This is a genomic window from Acinetobacter sp. NBRC 110496, assembly GCF_000876115.1.
Lineage (GTDB): Bacteria > Pseudomonadota > Gammaproteobacteria > Pseudomonadales > Moraxellaceae > Acinetobacter.
Genome location: NZ_BBTF01000040.1, coordinates 17,517 through 36,416 on the forward strand (window position 1 = coordinate 17,517; position 18,900 = coordinate 36,416).

The 18,900-nt window shown below is 42.6% G+C and carries 13 protein-coding genes and 1 pseudogene; 13 read left to right on the forward strand and 1 reads right to left on the reverse strand.

Features of this window, described 5'->3' with window-relative positions; all coding sequences use genetic code 11:
- The first annotated feature begins 58 nt into the window (after positions 1 to 58).
- The 13 genes and pseudogenes from pilQ to Aba26S_RS15855 all read left to right on the forward strand — a co-directional run bounded on the left by pilQ (position 59) and on the right by Aba26S_RS15855 (position 18,287).
- A complete protein-coding gene (gene pilQ, locus Aba26S_RS15795) occupies positions 59 to 2,194 on the forward strand; it encodes a type IV pilus secretin PilQ (protein WP_171248950.1) in 2,136 nt (711 codons plus the stop codon).
- Positions 2,195 to 2,213: 19 nt separating this feature from the next.
- The gene (aroK, locus tag Aba26S_RS15800; protein ID WP_005238370.1) at positions 2,214 to 2,774 is read left to right on the forward strand and encodes a shikimate kinase AroK; all 561 of its coding nucleotides are present in this window, start codon (positions 2,214 to 2,216) and stop codon (positions 2,772 to 2,774) included.
- Between the two features lie 20 nt (positions 2,775 to 2,794).
- Positions 2,795 to 3,877 carry a 3-dehydroquinate synthase gene (gene aroB / locus Aba26S_RS15805; RefSeq protein ID WP_043973352.1) on the forward strand — a complete coding sequence of 361 codons (1,083 nt, stop codon included), beginning with the start codon at positions 2,795 to 2,797 and terminating at the stop codon, positions 3,875 to 3,877.
- A 19-nt stretch (positions 3,878 to 3,896) separates the two neighbouring features.
- On the forward strand, positions 3,897 to 4,760 hold the full coding sequence (locus Aba26S_RS15810; protein ID WP_043973354.1) for a hypothetical protein: 864 nt from the start codon (positions 3,897 to 3,899) through the stop codon (positions 4,758 to 4,760).
- A gap of 461 nt (positions 4,761 to 5,221) precedes the next feature.
- Positions 5,222 to 9,700 (forward strand): glutamate synthase large subunit, encoded by a 4,479-nt coding sequence (gltB, locus tag Aba26S_RS15815; RefSeq protein ID WP_171248949.1) that lies wholly within the window; start codon positions 5,222 to 5,224, stop codon positions 9,698 to 9,700.
- Between the two features lie 71 nt (positions 9,701 to 9,771).
- Positions 9,772 to 11,193 carry an FAD-dependent oxidoreductase gene (locus Aba26S_RS15820; protein ID WP_005238378.1) on the forward strand — a complete coding sequence of 474 codons (1,422 nt, stop codon included), beginning with the start codon at positions 9,772 to 9,774 and terminating at the stop codon, positions 11,191 to 11,193.
- Between the two features lie 186 nt (positions 11,194 to 11,379).
- Positions 11,380 to 12,789 (forward strand): MFS transporter, encoded by a 1,410-nt coding sequence (locus Aba26S_RS15825; protein WP_043973358.1) that lies wholly within the window; start codon positions 11,380 to 11,382, stop codon positions 12,787 to 12,789.
- Between the two features lie 114 nt (positions 12,790 to 12,903).
- Positions 12,904 to 13,794, forward strand: a complete 891-nt coding sequence (locus Aba26S_RS15830; RefSeq protein WP_043973371.1) for a metal-dependent hydrolase — start codon at positions 12,904 to 12,906, stop codon at positions 13,792 to 13,794.
- Between the two features lie 179 nt (positions 13,795 to 13,973).
- Positions 13,974 to 14,564 (forward strand): LemA family protein, encoded by a 591-nt coding sequence (locus Aba26S_RS15835; protein WP_005147322.1) that lies wholly within the window; start codon positions 13,974 to 13,976, stop codon positions 14,562 to 14,564.
- A 36-nt stretch (positions 14,565 to 14,600) separates the two neighbouring features.
- Positions 14,601 to 15,668 (forward strand): YgcG family protein, encoded by a 1,068-nt coding sequence (locus Aba26S_RS15840; RefSeq protein ID WP_043973361.1) that lies wholly within the window; start codon positions 14,601 to 14,603, stop codon positions 15,666 to 15,668.
- Positions 15,662 to 16,222 carry a TPM domain-containing protein gene (locus tag Aba26S_RS15845; protein WP_043973365.1) on the forward strand — a complete coding sequence of 187 codons (561 nt, stop codon included), beginning with the start codon at positions 15,662 to 15,664 and terminating at the stop codon, positions 16,220 to 16,222. Before Aba26S_RS15840 ends, Aba26S_RS15845 begins: the two co-directional genes overlap by 7 nt.
- A 531-nt stretch (positions 16,223 to 16,753) precedes the next feature.
- Positions 16,754 to 17,290, forward strand: a pseudogene (locus Aba26S_RS15850) (hypothetical protein).
- Between the two features lie 370 nt (positions 17,291 to 17,660).
- Positions 17,661 to 18,287, forward strand: a complete 627-nt coding sequence (locus tag Aba26S_RS15855; RefSeq protein WP_016651439.1) for a hypothetical protein — start codon at positions 17,661 to 17,663, stop codon at positions 18,285 to 18,287.
- A 74-nt stretch (positions 18,288 to 18,361) separates the two neighbouring features.
- Here the strand turns inward: Aba26S_RS15855 and Aba26S_RS15860 are convergent.
- On the reverse strand, positions 18,362 to 18,900 hold a 539-nt coding region (locus tag Aba26S_RS15860; RefSeq protein WP_043973374.1), incomplete at its 5' end, for an HAD family hydrolase.

Here is an 18,900-nt window from a genome sequence, read left to right on the forward strand (position 1 = left end):
TAAGGGAATAACAATGAAAAAACAGTTTAAAGATTCTTTATTTGGGGAAGCGAAGACCATGAATCATGCATTCCGTCAATTTTCTATGGCTGCTGTTGCGATTGCGGTGATGCAAGTGGCATCAGCACAAGTCAGCATGACCAATATCGTACCAATGAGCTTGGCCGATCAAGGCACAGAAATTCGTGTGATGTTTAATGGTCTACCTCCACAGCCGCAAGCTTATCAACTCGAGCAGCCTGCTCGTTTGATTCTGGATTTTGATAAAGCGCAACAGAGTTTAAAACAAAATTCAATTCCCGTATCTACAGCTGAAGCCAGTTCAGTGGAAGTTGCATCAGATGACCAACGTTCTCGTGTGATTGTGAATTTAAAAGATGCAGGTGCATTTACGACCCGTGTTGAGGGAAATACCTTTGTTCTCAAAATTAATTCTGCAAAGCCTAATGTGAATGCAGCATCGGTTGTTACACGTCAGCTACAACAGGGGGTTTCAAATATTGGTTTCCAGCGAGGAAGCCAAGGTGAAGGTTTGGTCGTCATTGATTTGTTGGGAAATAATACGCCTGTCGATGTACAGCAGCAAGGGAGTAAAATTGTCGTCCGAACCATGGGGAATAAGATCCCAACCCATTTGGCTCGTCGTTTAAATACCAATGATTTTGCCACTCCGGTCGCGAGTGTGGATGCTTATAACGACAAGGGCAATGGTGTGATTACCATTCAATCTGCAGGGAGCTATGAATATATGGCTTATCAGGCAGAGAATAAATTGACTATTAGTTTGAAACGTCCTGTAGACAACTCTCCAACCAAAGCCAAGGCACAAACCTATACGGGGAATAAGATTTCTCTGGATTTCCAAGATATTGAAGTGCGTCGAGTATTGCAGTTATTGGCCGACTTTACCGGCATCAATATGGTGGCAGCCGATACGGTACAAGGTAATATTACCTTACGCCTCAAAGATGTACCTTGGGATCAGGCACTTGATATTGTATTAAAGACCAAAAATCTGGATAAGCGCCGTAATGGTAATGTGATCTGGATTGCGCCTGTTTCTGAACTGATTAAAGCAGAAGAGGAAGAAGCCAAAGCCGTTGCACAGAGTGTAAAATTGGCACCGTTACAAACCGAATATATTAAATTAAATTATGCCAAAGCGACGGATCTTGAAAAACTGATTACACAAGGAAAAAATGTAAATAATAACAGTAATAGTCCTTCTTCAGGCTCTGTCAGTAACGATACTTTGACAGGTGGATTGCTGAGTCCACGAGGAACCATTTCCGTTGATCCTCGAACCAATACGCTTATTGTGAACGATACTTCTCAAAAAATTGATCAAATCCGCAAAATGGTTGATTTGCTCGATGTGTCGGTTAAACAGGTGATGATTGAGGCACGCATTGTCAGCGCCAGTACAGATTTCACCAAAGAAATGGGAGTGAAGTGGGGGATTCTGTCTCAAGGGATTACCAAAAATAATGACCTGTTGGTGGGTGGTAGTAATACAACTTTATGGAACTTAAGAAAGCCTGAGAAAGATAGCGATACGGGGGGCTGGAAATATGAAATTGAACGTCCGGATAACCTGAATGTCGATTTGGGTGCGGTAACTCCTGGTGCAAGCCGTATTGCTTTCGGTTTAATTAGCTTGTCTGATTTTATGTTGGACCTTGAGTTGTCTGCTGTGCAAGCAGATGGTTATGGGGAAGTGATTTCGACGCCAAAAGTGATGACTGCGGATAAGCAACCAGCAAAAATTGAATCAGGTAAGAAAATTCCTTATACCTCTTCTACGGGCGGCGGTGCCAATGCTGTACCTAAAACCGAATTTATTGATGCAACACTCAGCCTTGATGTCACACCAAGTATTACCCCAGATGGTAAGGTAATGATGAAGCTGAACATTACCAAAGATTCACAAAGTACACCAACACCAACGGGCCAGTTGACAATTAATAAAAACCAGATTGATACCAATGTTCTGGTGGATAATGGAGAAACGGTGGTTCTAGGTGGTATTTTTGAACAGGAAAATGTCAGTTCACAGGTGAAAGTGCCTTTCCTGGGTGATCTGCCATACGTGGGGCGCTTATTCCGTCGTGACCTTAAAACGGATAATAAACGAGAGTTACTTATTTTTGTGACACCGAGAATTGTTAATGACACTTTGACCAGAAATCATTAATATATTTTCAATAATCGCAATGAATATAGGTGGCGCGTTGCCAAGCAAAGCGTTTGAAACCCTGCCAAATATCTATTTGGTAGGGCCAATGGGGGCAGGAAAAACAACAGTAGGTCGGCATTTAGCAGAATTGTTAGGTCGTGATTTTATCGATAGTGATCACGAAATTGAGCGCAAAACCGGTGCGACCATTCCATGGATTTTTGAAAAAGAAGGGGAAGTTGGATTTCGTTTACGTGAAACCAATGTATTAAATGATCTCACCTCCCGTTCTTTGTTGGTATTGGCGACAGGTGGTGGTGCGATTACACAATCCAAAAATCGTGAATTCTTAAAACAGCGCGGTATCGTTGTTTATCTCTATACACCTGTAGAACTGCAATTACAGCGGACCTATCGCGATAAGAATCGCCCATTATTACAAGTCGAAAATCCAGAGCAAAAATTACGTGATTTACTGGCCATACGCGATCCTTTGTATCGTGAAGTTGCGCATCATGTCATTGAAACAAATCAAGGGGCAGCGCGAGATCTGGCACAACGTATTTTGCACGTTATTTTATCGAAACAAGTTAAATAGTCTTTGGTTGGTCTAAGTTTATGCAAACGTTACATGTTGAGTTAGGTGATCGTCGTTATCCGATTTTTATTGGTAGTCATTTAGATCCAAAAACATTACTTGAACCCTATCTGCATGGACGTCAGGTGATGCTGGTTTCGAATACAACGGTAGCGCCTTTATACCTACAGCATTATGCCGATGCTTTGGCTCAGTTGGATAAACAAGTTGCACAGTGCATTTTGCCAGATGGCGAAAAATATAAAGACATTCAGCATCTGAATCTCATTTTTGATGCGTTACTGGAAGCTGGGTTTAATCGCGATTGTACCGTACTCGCATTGGGAGGCGGTGTTATTGGTGATATGGCAGGCTTTGCCTCTGCCTGTTTCCAGCGAGGTGTATATTTTGTACAAGTGCCGACAACTTTATTATCGCAAGTAGATTCGAGTGTCGGGGGGAAGACGGGCATTAATCACCCCTTGGGTAAAAATATGCTGGGTGCTTTTCAGCAACCGCAAGTGGTGCTTGCGGATATGGCTCAACTGGATACTTTGCCAGATCGTGAGCTTTCCGCAGGTTTGGCTGAAGTGATAAAATATGCCTTGCTTGGAGATATTGATTTTCTTGAATGGTTAGAGCAGAACATGGATGCTTTACTTGCTCGAAATCCGGATTTGTTGGCGGAAGCAGTTTATCGTTCATGTGCGCACAAAGCACGTATTGTCGCGAATGACGAAAAAGAACAAGGTGAGCGCGCTTTGCTCAATCTTGGACATACTTTTGGGCATGCGATTGAATCTTACCTCGGCTATGGGACATGGTTACATGGAGAGGCTGTTGCCACAGGAATGGTGATGGCGGCAGATTTGTCACAGCGTTTGGGCTGGATTTCAGTTGAAGCATTACAACGTACAAAAAATATCATTCAACGCGCTCATTTACCGATATCATGTCCGCAAATTCCATTAGATGAATTCTTGGCTTATATGTCGCACGATAAAAAAGTTTTAAATGGTCAATTACGTCTGGTTCTGTTGAAGGAGTTGGGGCAAGCGACGATTACCAAAGACTTTGATATTGAGCTGATGAAACAATCTATTCTTGCAAATCAAACTGCATAATTAATCATTTGGGAAAAGCATGGCTGTATCACGATCAATTTGGCAAAATATTCAACAGTATAGCTGGCTCGTTTTTGCGCTAGCGTGTTTAATTGCTGCATTGATATTCTGGGGTGTTACAGATAGTAATGCGCTGGTCAAAGAGGCGCAGCCAGTTGAAACGGATGCACAAATTCAAATTCAGCCAGAAAAAGTAGCGGCAACCACGCATCTTGGTGCACTTTCCGATGAAGTAAAACCATTGGACTTAACCACGCGTGTTGTGGTGTCTAGTGAGCATGCACCTGAATTTCGTGGAACTAAGTTTATCAAAGAAAATCAACGCCAATGGACGATGGAAATTTTCCGTAGTTCGGATGAGGCGATTGTGAAAAACTTTTTGCTCAATCGTGAAGACCGCAGAAAATTTGTATATTTCCGTTTAAGTGGCGAAGATCAGGCTGAACAATACGTTTTAGCTTATGGAGTATTTGCCAGTGCAGAAGACGCTAACCGTCAATTGTCGCAGTTGAATTTAGCATTACCTGAATCAATTCACCCTACAGCACATCAATTATCAAGCTATGCAGCTTTGGTAAATGACTTGGGTTCTGATGAAATGAAGTCGGCGACCAATCAGCTATATGCGGTACAGTTAAGACCCGCAGCATTGCCACGTGTAGATGAAAGTCTGCTGATCGGCAGTGGTTCACAATCTACAAGTACGCCGCGGACAACAGACACATCCTCCACAGTAAAAACGACAGTGACTCAGCGTGATGCACAGGGCAATGTGGTGAATGTCAAGCAAAGCCAATCGGCGCCTAAACCCCCTGCAACTACTGAGAAAATAAAAGAAAATTCAGATGCTCCAAAAAGAGAAGTGAGTGATCCATTTAATTAAAATTGCACCATTATGGTTCAAAGATGTTTCCTTTTATAGCATCATGAGATCTTTTGGTGCATTTTTGTGCGCAAAAATGAGCCCTTAACGCTAAATATTCTGATGTTATTTTAACTTTTTTAATGATTTAGTAAAAACATGCCTATATGGCATGTTTTTTGCTTTTTTGTGGTGCTAATTTGTCTGCTCATTACTCCTTTTGGTACTAAATGATTCATTAGTTTAGTGAAATGGAAAGTTTTTGTGCTTTACAAACATTTGTGAGGGTGTAATAACTGAAAACACTTTATATGGCGAATTGCGCTGCGTCTGGGACAAGAAAGGCGTATATTGCAAATCCGCCATGAAAAATGTTTTCGCGAAGCATTGAACTTTATATGAGTTGCTCGGCAATATCGCAGAAAATGAATTGATTGTTTGTTGCTCGAAAGAGCCATGTTAAAGAAGGGTACGCTATGCACATGCCATCGCCTAATACTGTAGCTCCCGCTCAAGGTTTATATCAGCCTGACGAGTTTAAGGATAACTGTGGTTTTGGTCTGATTGCCCATATGAAGGGTGAATCAAGCCATCATCTGGTCGAAACTGCGATTCACAGTTTAAGTTGCATGACGCACCGTGGAGGTATTGCCGCGGATGGTAAGACAGGAGATGGTTGCGGATTGTTATTGGCGATGCCGAAACAGTTTTTCCGTGAAGAAGCGCAGAAACTCGGGAGTAACCTGACAGAGATTTTTGCTGCAGGAACTGTATTCCTAAACATCGATCCTGCTTTAGCGCAAAATGCCAAAAACATTTTGAATAAAGAAATTGCTGCCGAAGGCTTAACTGTTGCAGCATGGCGTGTTGTACCGACAAATAATGACGCCTTGGGTGAGATTGCATTACAATCATTGCCTGCATTTGAACAAATTCTAGTGAACTGCCCAATGGGCTTAACTGAGGTTGAGTTTAACCGTAAACTCTTCTTGGCGCGCCGTCGTGCAGAACAACAATTACAAAATGACCCACTTTTCTATGTGACCACATTAGCCACAACAGTGATCAGCTATAAAGGTTTGATGATGCCAGCTGCGATTGCTGACTTCTATACTGACTTGGCGGATGCACGTTTAACCTCACATATTGTGGTATTCCACCAACGTTTTTCGACCAATACCTTACCACGTTGGCCGTTGGCACAGCCGTTCCGTTATTTGGCGCACAATGGTGAAATCAACACTATTACTGCAAACCGTAATTGGGCATTGGCACGTACACCAAAATTTGAAAATCCATTACTTCCAGGTTTAACTGAGTTAAATCCAATTGTGAACCGTACTGGCTCGGATTCTTCAAGCTTGGACAACATGCTTGAAATCTTGGTGGGCGGTGGTATGGACCTGTTCCGTGCGCTACGAATGCTGGTTCCACCTGCATGGCAAAACGTGGAAACTCTAGATGCAGACCTACGTGCTTTTTATGAGTTTAACTCGAAGCATATGGAAGCATGGGACGGCCCAGCAGGTCTGGTGATTCAAGATGGCCGTCATGCCATCTGTATGCTGGACCGTAATGGCTTGCGTCCAGCGCGTTGGGTGATCACCAAGAATGATTACATTACACTGGCATCAGAAATTGGTGTATGGGGCTATGAGCCTGAAGATGTGGTATCTAAAGGCCGTGTTGGTCCAGGGCAAATTCTGGTGGTTGATACCTTGACGGGCAAAGTGCTGGATACCAAAGATGTCAGCAACCATCTTAAAAATATGCGTCCTTACCGTGAATGGTTACGTGACCATGCGATCCGATTACAAGCCAACCCGCAGCTTGAAGAGCAGTTACTTGATCAGGGTTTAACGGGTGATGCCTTAAAAGTAGCGCAAAAAATGTTTATGGTGACATTTGAAGAGCGCGACCAGTTATTGCGTCCAATCGCAGAAAGTGGTCAGGAAGCAGTGGGTTCGATGGGTGACGATACGCCAATGGCAGTATTGTCTCGTCAAGTACGCCACGTGTCTGACTACTTCCGCCAGCAGTTTGCGCAAGTGACTAACCCACCAATTGACCCATTACGTGAATCAATCGTGATGTCGTTGGAAACTTGCTTAGGCCGTGAACAGAACGTGTTTGAGCAAGGCCCGGAACATGCGGATCGGATCATCATTTCAAGCCCTGTCTTATCGAATTCGAAAATGCAGCAGCTTCGTGATGTTGAAAAAGAACGTGAAGGCTATGGCGTTGTTGATATCAATTTGAACTATGCAGAAGCTGAAGGCTTGCAAGCGGCAATTGCACGGATTTGTGAAGAGTCAGCTCAAGCGGTTCGTGACGGTAAAACGTTAATTGTGCTCACGGATAAGAACCTGCGTGAAGGTTATTTACCTGCGAACTCTGCATTGGCAACCGGTGCTGTGCACCATCATTTAATTAAAACCGGTTTGCGTACCGATGCAAATATTTTAGTCGAAACAGGTTTTGCACGTGACCCACATCAATTTGCTGTGTTACTTGGTTTTGGTGCAACCGCGGTTTATCCATACTTGGCTTATGACGTAATCAATGACTTGGTTGCAAAAGGCGAACTTTTGGGTGACCCAATCCATGCACAGGCTAACTTCCGTAAAGGGATTGAGAAAGGCTTACTCAAAGTTCTCTCTAAGATGGGGATTTCGACAGTTGCTTCTTATCGCGGTGGTCAATTGTTTGAAGCGGTGGGATTATCTTCAGAAGTGGTGGATAAATGCTTCCTTGCTGTACCAAGTCGTATCCAAGGTGCGACTTTTGCTGATCTGGAAAGTGATCAGAAGAAATTGGCAAGCACGGCTTGGCAAAATCGTAAACCGATTGATCAAGGTGGCTTGCTTAAATTCGTATTTGGTAAAGAGTATCACGCGTTCAATCCAGACGTGATTAACTCATTGCATAAAGCGGTACGTTCAGGTCAATACCAGGACTTTAAAGAATATGCAGAATTAGTGAATAACCGTCCAGTTGCCACTATTCGTGATTTATTTAAGTTAAAAACCACGAATTCAATTGCAATTGATCAGGTTGAAACGATTGAAGAAATTCTGCCACGCTTTGACTCAGCAGGCATGTCTTTAGGTGCATTGTCACCAGAAGCACATGAAGCCATTGCCATTGCCATGAACACCATTGGTGGTCGTTCGAACTCGGGTGAGGGTGGTGAAGATCCTGCGCGTTATGGCACCATCCGTAACTCGAAGATCAAACAGATTGCATCAGGCCGTTTCGGTGTTACTCCTGCGTATTTAACCTCTGCTGAAGTATTGCAGATTAAAGTGGCGCAAGGTGCAAAACCAGGGGAAGGTGGTCAGTTACCAGGTGGTAAAGTGAATGGCTTAATTGCACGTTTACGTTACTCAGTGCCGGGTGTGACCTTGATTTCCCCACCACCGCACCACGATATTTACTCGATTGAAGATTTATCGCAATTGATTTTTGACTTGAAACAAGTTAATCCTCAAGCGATGGTCTCAGTAAAACTGGTATCTGAGCCGGGCGTTGGTACCATTGCGGCGGGTGTGGCAAAAGCCTATGCCGATTTCATTACCATTTCTGGTTATGACGGTGGTACAGCTGCATCACCACTGTCATCGATTCATCATGCGGGTTCGCCATGGGAGTTGGGTCTCAGCGAAGCGCATCAAGCGTTACGTGTGAATGACTTGCGTGGCAAGGTACGAGTACAAACCGATGGTGGTTTGAAAACCGGTCTAGACGTGATCAAAGCCGCGATTTTAGGTGCTGAAAGCTTTGGTTTCGGTTCAACCCCAATGATTGCGCTCGGTTGTAAATACCTGCGGATCTGTCACTTAAACAACTGTGCAACGGGTGTGGCAACACAACAGGATCACTTGCGCCAAGAACATTATATTGGCGAGCCACAAATGCTGATCAACTTCTTCAAGTTTATTGCAGAAGAAACACGTGAATGGTTAGCTGCATTGGGCGTTGCATCGCTGAAAGATTTGATTGGTCGTGTCGATTTACTTGAAGTTTTACCAGGTGAAACAGAAAAACACGCGCATCTTGATCTCAGTGCGTTATTGACGTCGCATCCTGCTGCTGAAGGTAAGGCACAATATTGCCAAGTTCAAGGCAATGCACCATTTGATAAAGGTATCTTGGCGGAGAAAATGGTGGCAGAGATGTTACCAGCAATTGAAGCAGGTTCAGGCGGCTCATTTAACTTCACCGTAGGGAACTGTGATCGTTCGATTGGTGCACGTATCTCGGGTGAGATTGCGCGTCGCTATGGCAACTTGGGGATGGAAGGCAGCCCAGTGGTGATGAACCTTGTTGGTACTGCAGGCCAATCACTTGGTGTCTGGAATGCGGGTGGTTTGCATATCAAACTGGAAGGTGATGCCAACGACTATGTCGGTAAAGGGATGGCGGGCGGTCGTGTGTCGATTTTCCCACCAAAAGGTTCACCGTTCCAGACCCAAAACACAGCGATCATTGGGAATACCTGTTTATACGGTGCAACGGGCGGTAAAGTCTTTGCTGCAGGGACTGCGGGCGAGCGTTTCGCAGTTCGTAACTCAGGTGCATTTGCAGTGATTGAAGGCGCTGGCGACCACTGTTGTGAATATATGACAGGTGGTGTCGTGACAGTATTGGGTAAAGTGGGGCATAACTTTGGGGCAGGCATGACCGGTGGTTTCGCTTATGTGCTTGACCTTGATAATGACTTTGTCGATTACTACAACCATGAGTTGATTGATTTGAATCGTATTTCTACAGAAGCGATGGAAGATCATAAAGAGAACTTACTACGTATTCTCGATGAGCACATCAAGGAAACAGGTAGTGCTTGGGCCTACAAAATCCGTAATGAGTTCGACTTCTATAGTCGTAAATTCTGGCTGGTAAAACCGAAAGCTGCTAACTTACAATCGCTTTTGAAAACCACTCAAGCTGATCCACAATAATTCCACGACTGCAAAGACATAGGCAGGTGCAGCGGTGAAGGACATCACTGCGCCTACCCACGGAGAGAGACATGGCAGAGCGCCTTAATAATGACTTTCAATTTCTGGATGTAGCACGCCAAGATCCAGAGAAAAAAGATATTACTGTCCGCAAGGCAGAGTTTGTGGAAATTTATAAACCTTTTACTGCGGAAGTGGCGGCGAATCAGACCCACCGTTGTTTAGGCTGTGGTAATCCGTATTGTGAGTGGAAATGTCCAGTACATAATTACATTCCAAACTGGTTAAAGTTGATTGCGGAAGGTCAAATTTTTCAAGCCGCTGAACTTTGCCACCAAACCAATACCTTGCCAGAAGTTTGTGGTCGCGTATGCCCACAAGACCGCCTGTGCGAAGGGGCATGTACCCTGAATGATGGTTTCGGTGCTGTTACCATCGGTAATGCAGAAAAATACATCAATGACACTGCGTTCGCTTTAGGCTGGCGTCCAGATATGTCTGGCGTTAAATGGACCAATAAAAAAGTTGCCATTATTGGTGCAGGTCCTGCGGGTCTAGGTTGTGCAGATATTTTGGCACGTGGTGGGGTTAAACCTGTTGTATTTGATAAGCGTCCTGAAATTGGTGGTCTATTAACCTTCGGTATTCCAGAATTTAAAATGGAAAAAGATGTGATGAAACGCCGCCGTGAAATCTTCACGGGGATGGGCATCGAATTCCGTTTAAATACTGAAATTGGTGTTGATGTCACCATTGAGCAATTACTTGCTGAGTACGATGCCGTGTTCATGGGCATGGGAACATATACCTATATGAAAGGTGGTTTCCCTGGTGAAGATCTTGACGGTGTTTATGATGCCTTGGATTTCTTAATTGCCAACGTGAACCGTTGTCAAGGTTGGGAAAAAGATCCAAGCGAATACATCAGTGTCGATGGTAAAAAGGTGATCGTTCTAGGTGGTGGTGATACGGCGATGGACTGTAACCGTACTTCATTACGTCAAGGTGCGCATGATGTAACTTGTGCTTATCGCCGTGATGAAAGCAACATGCCGGGTTCTGCACGTGAAGTGAAGAATGCCTATGAAGAAGGGGTTAAATTCCTGTTCAACCGTCAGCCAATCGAGATTGTCGGTGAAAATGGTAAAGTAACGGGTGTTAAGGTTGTAACTACACAAATGGGTGAAGCAGACAGCCGTGGTCGTCGCAGTCCTGAACCAATTCCAGGTTCTGAAGAAATTCTACCCGCGGATGCCGTATTATTGGCCTTTGGTTTCCGTCCAAGTCCAGCAGACTGGTTCGGTGGTGCGAATGTGAGTTTAGATGGTTCAGGTCGTGTGGTCGCGGCTGAACAGCAAGAATTTAAATTCCAGACTTCGAATCCAAAAATCTTCGCAGGTGGAGATATGGTTCGTGGTTCTGATTTGGTGGTCACCGCGATCTGGGAAGGCCGTCAAGCTGCTGAAGGTATCTTGGATTATCTCGGCGTATAAACCTATTGTGCATATTTAAGTTGTTCAAAAGCCCAAGCCTCGTGCTTGGGCTTTTTTATAGGGTTGATGATCTGCGATCTATCTGTTGTGGCCAAAGTAAATAAAAACTTTAACAAGTGTTCAATAACTTGTTATGCTATTAATGATAATAATTCTCATTTTAATTTCTGCTGAGTGGATAAAATAATGACATCAAAACTCAATGATCGGCTGTTAATTGCGGCACTGTATACCAGTACCTTTCTCTGCTTGGTGGATTTGAGCAGTGTTAATCTGGCTTTAACGGCAATTCAAGCCCAATTCAATAGCCATCTTGCCGATTTACAATGGGTGATTGATAGTTATGCGTTGAGTATGTCGAGTTTGATGTTAGCAGTGGGTGCTTTAAGCCAATGGTTGGGGCGTAAACGCTTGTGGTTAGTCGGTGTCATCATCTTTATTCTGGGCTCGGTGATTTGTGCTGCTGCACCTGATTTTGGCATATTGATTATTGGGCGGGTGATTCAGGGCATTGCGGGAGCGATGCTGATTCCACTGACTTTGGCCATCATCGTACATCATTTTACCCAAGCCAATCGCAAAGCACGGGAAATTGGTAACTGGAGCTCATTCAGTGCCTTTGCCTTAATTATTGGGCCCTTGATGGGGGGATTGATGGTGCATTATTTGGGCTGGCAGAGTATTTTCTGGTTGAATTTGCCAGTTGGTCTATTGGCATTGTTTCTAGGCTGGAAAGGTATTGCTGAAGATGCGAATCAGCAAAAAATCAGTTTCGATTATTTGGGGTTGATTTATAGCGTGATTGCGATTGCCACCTTAACCTATAGCATTATCATGGTTCAGCAAGCACATCTGGGTTATTTGATTGCCTTTAGTTTCTTGATTTCAATAGTTTTTGCTCTGATTTTTATTCGACATCAAAAATATGCTTTGCATCCATTGATCCCACGGCATTTATTCCATAACCGCATTTTTTTACGCTTTAATCTGATTTCATTTCTACTGGGATTTGCAGGCTATAGCTCCTTATTTGTGTTTGCCTTGTTTTATCAGGAACAGGTTCATTTAAGTGCGGCCCAAGCAGGTTGGTTGATCGCCCCACAATTCCTGATGCAGGCATTGGTTTCCATCGGGTTTGGTCGCTTACAGCAAAGTTATGGTGCTTTGTCATTACTTCGAATCGGTTTGCTCATTTCGGGGACTGCATTGATCGCAATGATCAGTTTCCAGAGCAATTCTTCCTATCTGCTGTTTATTGGTTTAAGCGGCATGATGGGTGCAGGCATTGGATTGATTGTACCGAGTTCCAGTACTTTGAGCTTACATACGGTATCGCAGGCTGATGCGAGTTTTGCCGCAGCAATCTTGAATATGCTGAGACAGCTTGGGCTGACTTTTGGCATCGCGGTATTGGGCACGCTGACTGCGTTTATGATCAAATGGGCGGTGACAAGCTTGCATTATCCGATGGTACAGGCACAGCTATTGGCATTTCATGTGGTGGTGGCGATCATGGGAGGACTATTCCTTGCAGCGATGTGGAGCTTAAGAAAAATTAAACAACAAGAATGTGTCGCACCGATCTCATCAATCTAGACCAGTCATCATTTTGGTAGTTTTGGCAAATTTTGTAAGCTTTTTTGCCCTGTGCATGCATTTTTTACAGCGTGATACTCGAACACAGTCTAGGAAATGATGCAGGCAATCGAGATGGCTCTTGCAAATGCGAATGTGGAAAAAACTTATTTAAATCGCCCCAGAGCTTTGGGGATTACGGTACGACGTTTGCAATTTAACCCAAACAAAATCAAACGTCATTATTTTGCCAATTCTCCGGTGATGTCACACTTACTCACGGCACTGTCGTCAACTTTCCCGATTGGAGAGCAGTATTTTGTCAATAGTGTGCGCAATGTTCGAGACAAAGTGCAAGACCCACAATTACAAGCACAGATTGCAGCATTCATTGGGCAGGAGGCGATGCACTCCAAAGCGCATACCGAGTTTAATGATGCTTGGCGACGCGAGGATTATAATCTTGATCGTTTTCAGGCGTGGCTGGCAAAACGTGATGATGTGCTGCGAAATATTCATCCGAAACTGCAGTTGGCTTTGACCTGTGCCTTTGAGCATTTTACTGCAATGCTCGGTGCTTATATTCTTAAGCATCCTGAAATTCTCAGTACCTTGGATGAGGATGCCATGAAACTGTGGGTCTGGCATGCGATTGAGGAAATTGAGCATCGTTCGGTGGCCTTTGATGTCTATCAGGCGGTGTATGGTGATGACCGTATTCGCCGTTTACTGATGCGCAGTGTGACGACGGGTTTTGCTAGCCTGACGTTGTATGCCACCACACGACTGATCTGGCAGGATAAATGGAAGAGCCTACCGAAATTGGGCGGTAATCTATTTGGCATGTATTTACTCAGTAAAATGTTGCTGCAATTGATTCCTGAATATTTATCTTATTATCAGGCCGATTTTCATCCTGCCAAACATGACTACAGTGCATTGGTGAATTACTGGAAAGCACGTATGGCCGATGAATATGGCATGGCGAGTTTTCAAGAGGAAACTGCATCTAAAATTTATAGTTAATTTCAATTCAAATCATAAAGTTTGTGCTTAGCGCGGCATTACTTCAAGCTTGCTTGAGTGATGCCTTTTTTATTTAAATACCCATAAAGCAACTTTAATAAATGTTACACAGCTGACAAAAAATCTCATTACAATAAATTATCGCAAAAATATAAAGAAAAACTTGAGGATAAATTTTTATGAAAATTATCAAACAGACTGCACTCGCAACCGTATTGGCCAGCAGCTTGCTATTTACTGGTTGTGGCTATAATACCTTGCAGGTCAAAGACGAAGCGGTAAATGCTTCTTGGTCTGAGGTGCAGAACCAATACCAACGCCGTGCAGACCTTGTTCCAAACTTGGTGAATGTGGTGAAAGGCTACGCCAAACATGAAGAACAAGTCTTGGTCGAGGTCACTCAGGCACGTTCGAATGTCGCAGGCTTGAAAGTTGATAAAGAAGTGCTCGAAGATCCGGCACTTTTCGAGAAATACCAACAGGCGCAAAGCCAATTGACGGGCGCGCTATCTCGCTTGATCGCGGTTTCAGAAAACTATCCAGATTTAAAAGCCAATGAGCAGTTCCGTGATTTACAGGCACAGCTTGAAGGAACAGAAAACCGTATTGCAGTTGCGCGTAACCGTTATATCACCACGGTTCAGGACTACAATGGCTATGTACGTCAGTTCCCGCAAGCCCTGACCGCAAAAGTGATTGGCATGAAAACCAAAGAAAACTTTAAGGCGGAACAGTCTGCACAGCAAGCACCTACAGTTTCATTTAATTAATTGTTGAAATGATTCTGAACTGTAAGGAGCAACCGTATGTTGAGCGTGCTTAAGCAAAACTTGAAACAGAAAATATTTGCTGTTTTAACCCTCGTCTTTGCCGCACTATTTTTCCAGCATACGGTTTGGGCTGAAGTGGCGACTGCAACAGATCAAAGTGATGTTGTGGTTGCAGCTAAGATTATTCAAGAACAGCAAAAGAATAAGACGACTACATCAACCACTCAAAATACTGAAACGCCTGCCTTGCCGCAAGTGACCAATGATATGGCCGAAGGCGAATCCATCCGTGGTTTACCGACCTTAAATCAACCAGTGATTGATCAGGCCAAAGTATTGAGTGTTGCTGAGATGCAGCAGCTTAATCAGAAAATTCTTAACCTGTATCAACAAGGTAAAGCCCAAATTGGAGTCATTATCGTACCGACTACAGGGCAGGAAGCCATTTTTGATTTTGCTTTGCGTACGGGCGAAAAATGGCAATTGGGTTCAGCCAAACGTGACAATGGTTTGTTGATGGCGATTGCGGTGAATGACCGTAATATCCAGATCTTGACCGGTTATGGTCTAGAGGGTGTTCTGCCCGATGTCGTGCTAAGTCGGATTATCCGCAATCAAATTACCCCGTATTTTAAACAGGGCCAATACGCACAAGGTATTTCCGCTGGCTTGGATGAAATTAGCCGCATTGTCAATCTGGACCCTGAAATTGCGCAGCAAGCCGCGCAAGAACTGAAAGATCGGCATGAACAAGCGATTCAAGCACAACAGGCCAAAGACAATACCTTGACTATGGCATTATTTATCCTGATTGCGGGTGTAGTGGGATCATTCATAGTTGGTAATCGTTTAAGTGCTGCCACAGCGGGGGTCACCGCTGCTGCGGCAGGATTACTGAATGGTGCAGGTTTAGTGATGAGCCTGTTACTCGGTTTCGGGATTTTCTTTTTATTGATTACCTCACTGGCACAGCTGATTTTTCAGGCTTTCCTTTCTGGTGGAGGTCGTGGTGGCGGAGGCGGTGGTTTTGGCGGCGGCAGCGGCGGTGGTTATAGCGGTGGCGGTGGTAGTTTTGGCGGGGGAGGAGCATCAGGCTCATGGTAACAAAAACGGATACAACGCAGATTATTACGCAACCGAAATTGAATGAGCACGTGCAGCCGAGTCTAAAACGTTGGTTTAAGCATTTTCTTTACGTGTCTTCTGCGCATCGTTATTTTAATAAACAAGATCGGCTAGACATCGCTAAAGCAGTACAACGGGCAGAGAAAGGTCATATCGGGGAAATTCAGGTGGTGATTGAGGGACATATTCCCTGTTCACAAGCTTACCATCAAAATACCCGTTTACGTGCGCAACAATTGTTTGCTGAACTTGGGGTTTGGGATACCGAGCTCAATAGTGGTGTACTCCTGTATTTAAACCTGTGTGAGCGCAAAGTTGAGATCGTGATCGACCGTGGTTTAAAAGATGCCACACCTACTGAAACATGGAATGCGATTTGTCAGAGTATTGTGCTGTTATTGGCGCAAAAACAATATTTACAAGCAGTAAGTAATGGTGTTGCTGAAATTGGACAGGTACTGGACCAGTACTATGTGAAATCGGATTCAAATGATCAAAATGAATTGCCAAACGAACCGATTATTTTGAACTAGCCTTTAAATTTTTCTCAAAATTAGTACTTGTTATTTTAGGAAAAATAAACTAATGTGCAGACGATTCTGTATATCTTGAATTTCTTTATAGCAAGCTTTTAGATAAGCTTCCGATAAACGGTAAAAAAAATTTGAATAAATTACAATAAATTTTCTGTGAAATAGGTCGCTCAATTTAAGTACAATTAGAAAGTAATCAAATTCGACAGCTGAAAAAATGAATAATAAAGCAGTAAAGTTGACGTTATTTGTCATTTTTTCTCGTTAAATGTCTAATTTGCTCTCATTTTATTCAATATGATTTTTTTTTAAGTCCCTGTTTTTTTAGGGTAAAATTGGCTAAGCTAAGGACTGGCATAAAACATGCTAAATACTAAGTAGCTGAAAAAAGCTTATAAAAAAATATCCATTGGAGAAATGTTATGAAATCAATGCAAAAGGGTTTTACTCTTATCGATACTCCATAAGTGTCCATATAAAATGAACAATCCATAAGTAAGTCAATATGGACATAAAAATAATAAATTTGATATGAATAATCAATATTATCTTTTTCTACTTTTTTCGATCTCTGTTTTTACTCATGCTCAAGAACTAGACTTAATTCAATATTCAGATATTTCATCAATTCCTCAAATTGTTTTGCATCCAAAAATCCAAACAGAACTTCAAACATTGTGAGAGCATGATTATCTAAAATTTCAATCTAATTTCGATAATTACTCAGCGCCCTATTTACTAAAAACAGATGAGGCTCTGTATTATGAAGGTCGGTCTGGAAGCAGTTTAGATGCTTCATCAGCGATTGTGTTTAAAGATGGGCGATTGTTTGCTGCAATTTATTTTGCCAAAACCAAGACGTTAAAATACTTTAGCAATGATGCAAGTTGCTCAAAACAGTTACATCCTGCGATTCAAGTCTTTGCTCAGCAGCGTGAAATTCAAAGTATTGAGTATGTGACAGCAAGAGTGGAAAGCGCTTTAAAATATCATCTTGGTTTAGCTGCTCAATGTGAGGCTTATATAGAAAAACTAAAGAAAGGAAACTCAAGCTTTTTGAACATCTAAACCAAGATTAAAAATCTATAATTGCTCAATGGAAAGGTACGTGAGTCGTATAAAATAAACGGGGAATATTTTTCCTTCAATAAGCTCAGGAAACTGTTGGCTGAGACTTCGGCGTGAGCTTAGTCGGACGCTTGTCGAAGCCATTGTGTGACAATATACTCCTATGGACTAACTTATACTGAACTTGCACAAATTATGTTATGTAACGTATGTAAAAAGTTGAAATTGTTAAAAAATAGGATAACTAAAAATGCAACCGACTGAATTAAAATAATTACCAGACTGGTTATTAGAACAGTTACCCCAAATAACTGAACCAGCAATTTTATCACTGCGAGATACGAAACTTGTCGTCACTTACCCTGATCGTATGGAAGCAATTCACGAAAGCTTAAAAGACGTACAACACCAGATCCATCATGTCAAACCTACAGATTTACAGATTCTACCAGAGGTTTATCAATATTTTGGTGAGGATAAAGAGAATGGTTGCCTATTTTTTAAAACCTCTGAGCATCTTTCTAGTAGTTTGTTTTCCTACACCGATCAAAATAAATTTGAGCATTTACAATCTGCTTTACAGACTGCCTTTGAAAATGAGCAAGCATATCTCGCAAATCCAACGGACTTTTTAACTGCCTATCATTTTATTGATACACACCCAGCTTTTTGGACGGTTATTGGCGATGTACCATCATGGCACTGGAATACATGGGGGCATTGCCAAAATGTTTATCACGGTGCATATAATGATGAAGATGATGGGAAATTAGTGATTTATTTAGAGACTGGCTCACATCTCAATAAAGTAGAAGATAGTGGTAAATTATACCAAGAGCATTATCATGATTATCGTTTAGATGTTTGGGCAGATACGTTTGAACAGGCGTTTATCAAGTTGGCGGCAATGGTGTATAAGTTTTTTGACCATCAAGGTGTTGAGCGTCCAGATGTGCCACATATAAAACCAGCATGGGTTCTGGAGCTTGATGAATGAATTGCAGAATTTAAAAAAATGGAAAGATGAGGAGAGCTGTGAGTATTCACTATTAGGGGGACGTCCACGAGTTGTTAAAGTATGTCGTTTAAAACATCTGCCAGCTTTTGACCATTCTTACGATCAATTAAACGTGCTGACATACCAAATTCATTTGGACCACTGTAATCAGCTAAAAGTGTATCTCCAATAAACAAAATGTCTTTGGCATGACATTGTAATTTATCAATTAAATATTGATAAATTTGTGACTCTGGTTTAATTGCTCCAACCCCATAACTCCAAGCATAAGCATCAAGAGAAGGTAAAAATGAAGAAACAACTTTTCCATATGGCATAGCTAAATTTGAGCATAATGCTAATCTGAATCCCAATTTTTTTAATTCTTCCAAAGTTGATAAGGTATCTTCATACAGTCTAATAGAGCGTAACTCTTCATCTAAATCATGCTCAAGTTCTTGCAGAAATTGGTCTGGAATATTTACTGCTAATCGCTTTGCAAGCTCTGCCAAATTTAAATTGTGGGACATAATAAATTTGGCATCATCAGGTTTTGGTTGTCGCCCATTTTCTTTTAGCCATTTCATTAATTTTCTATATGGGGAACGTCTTT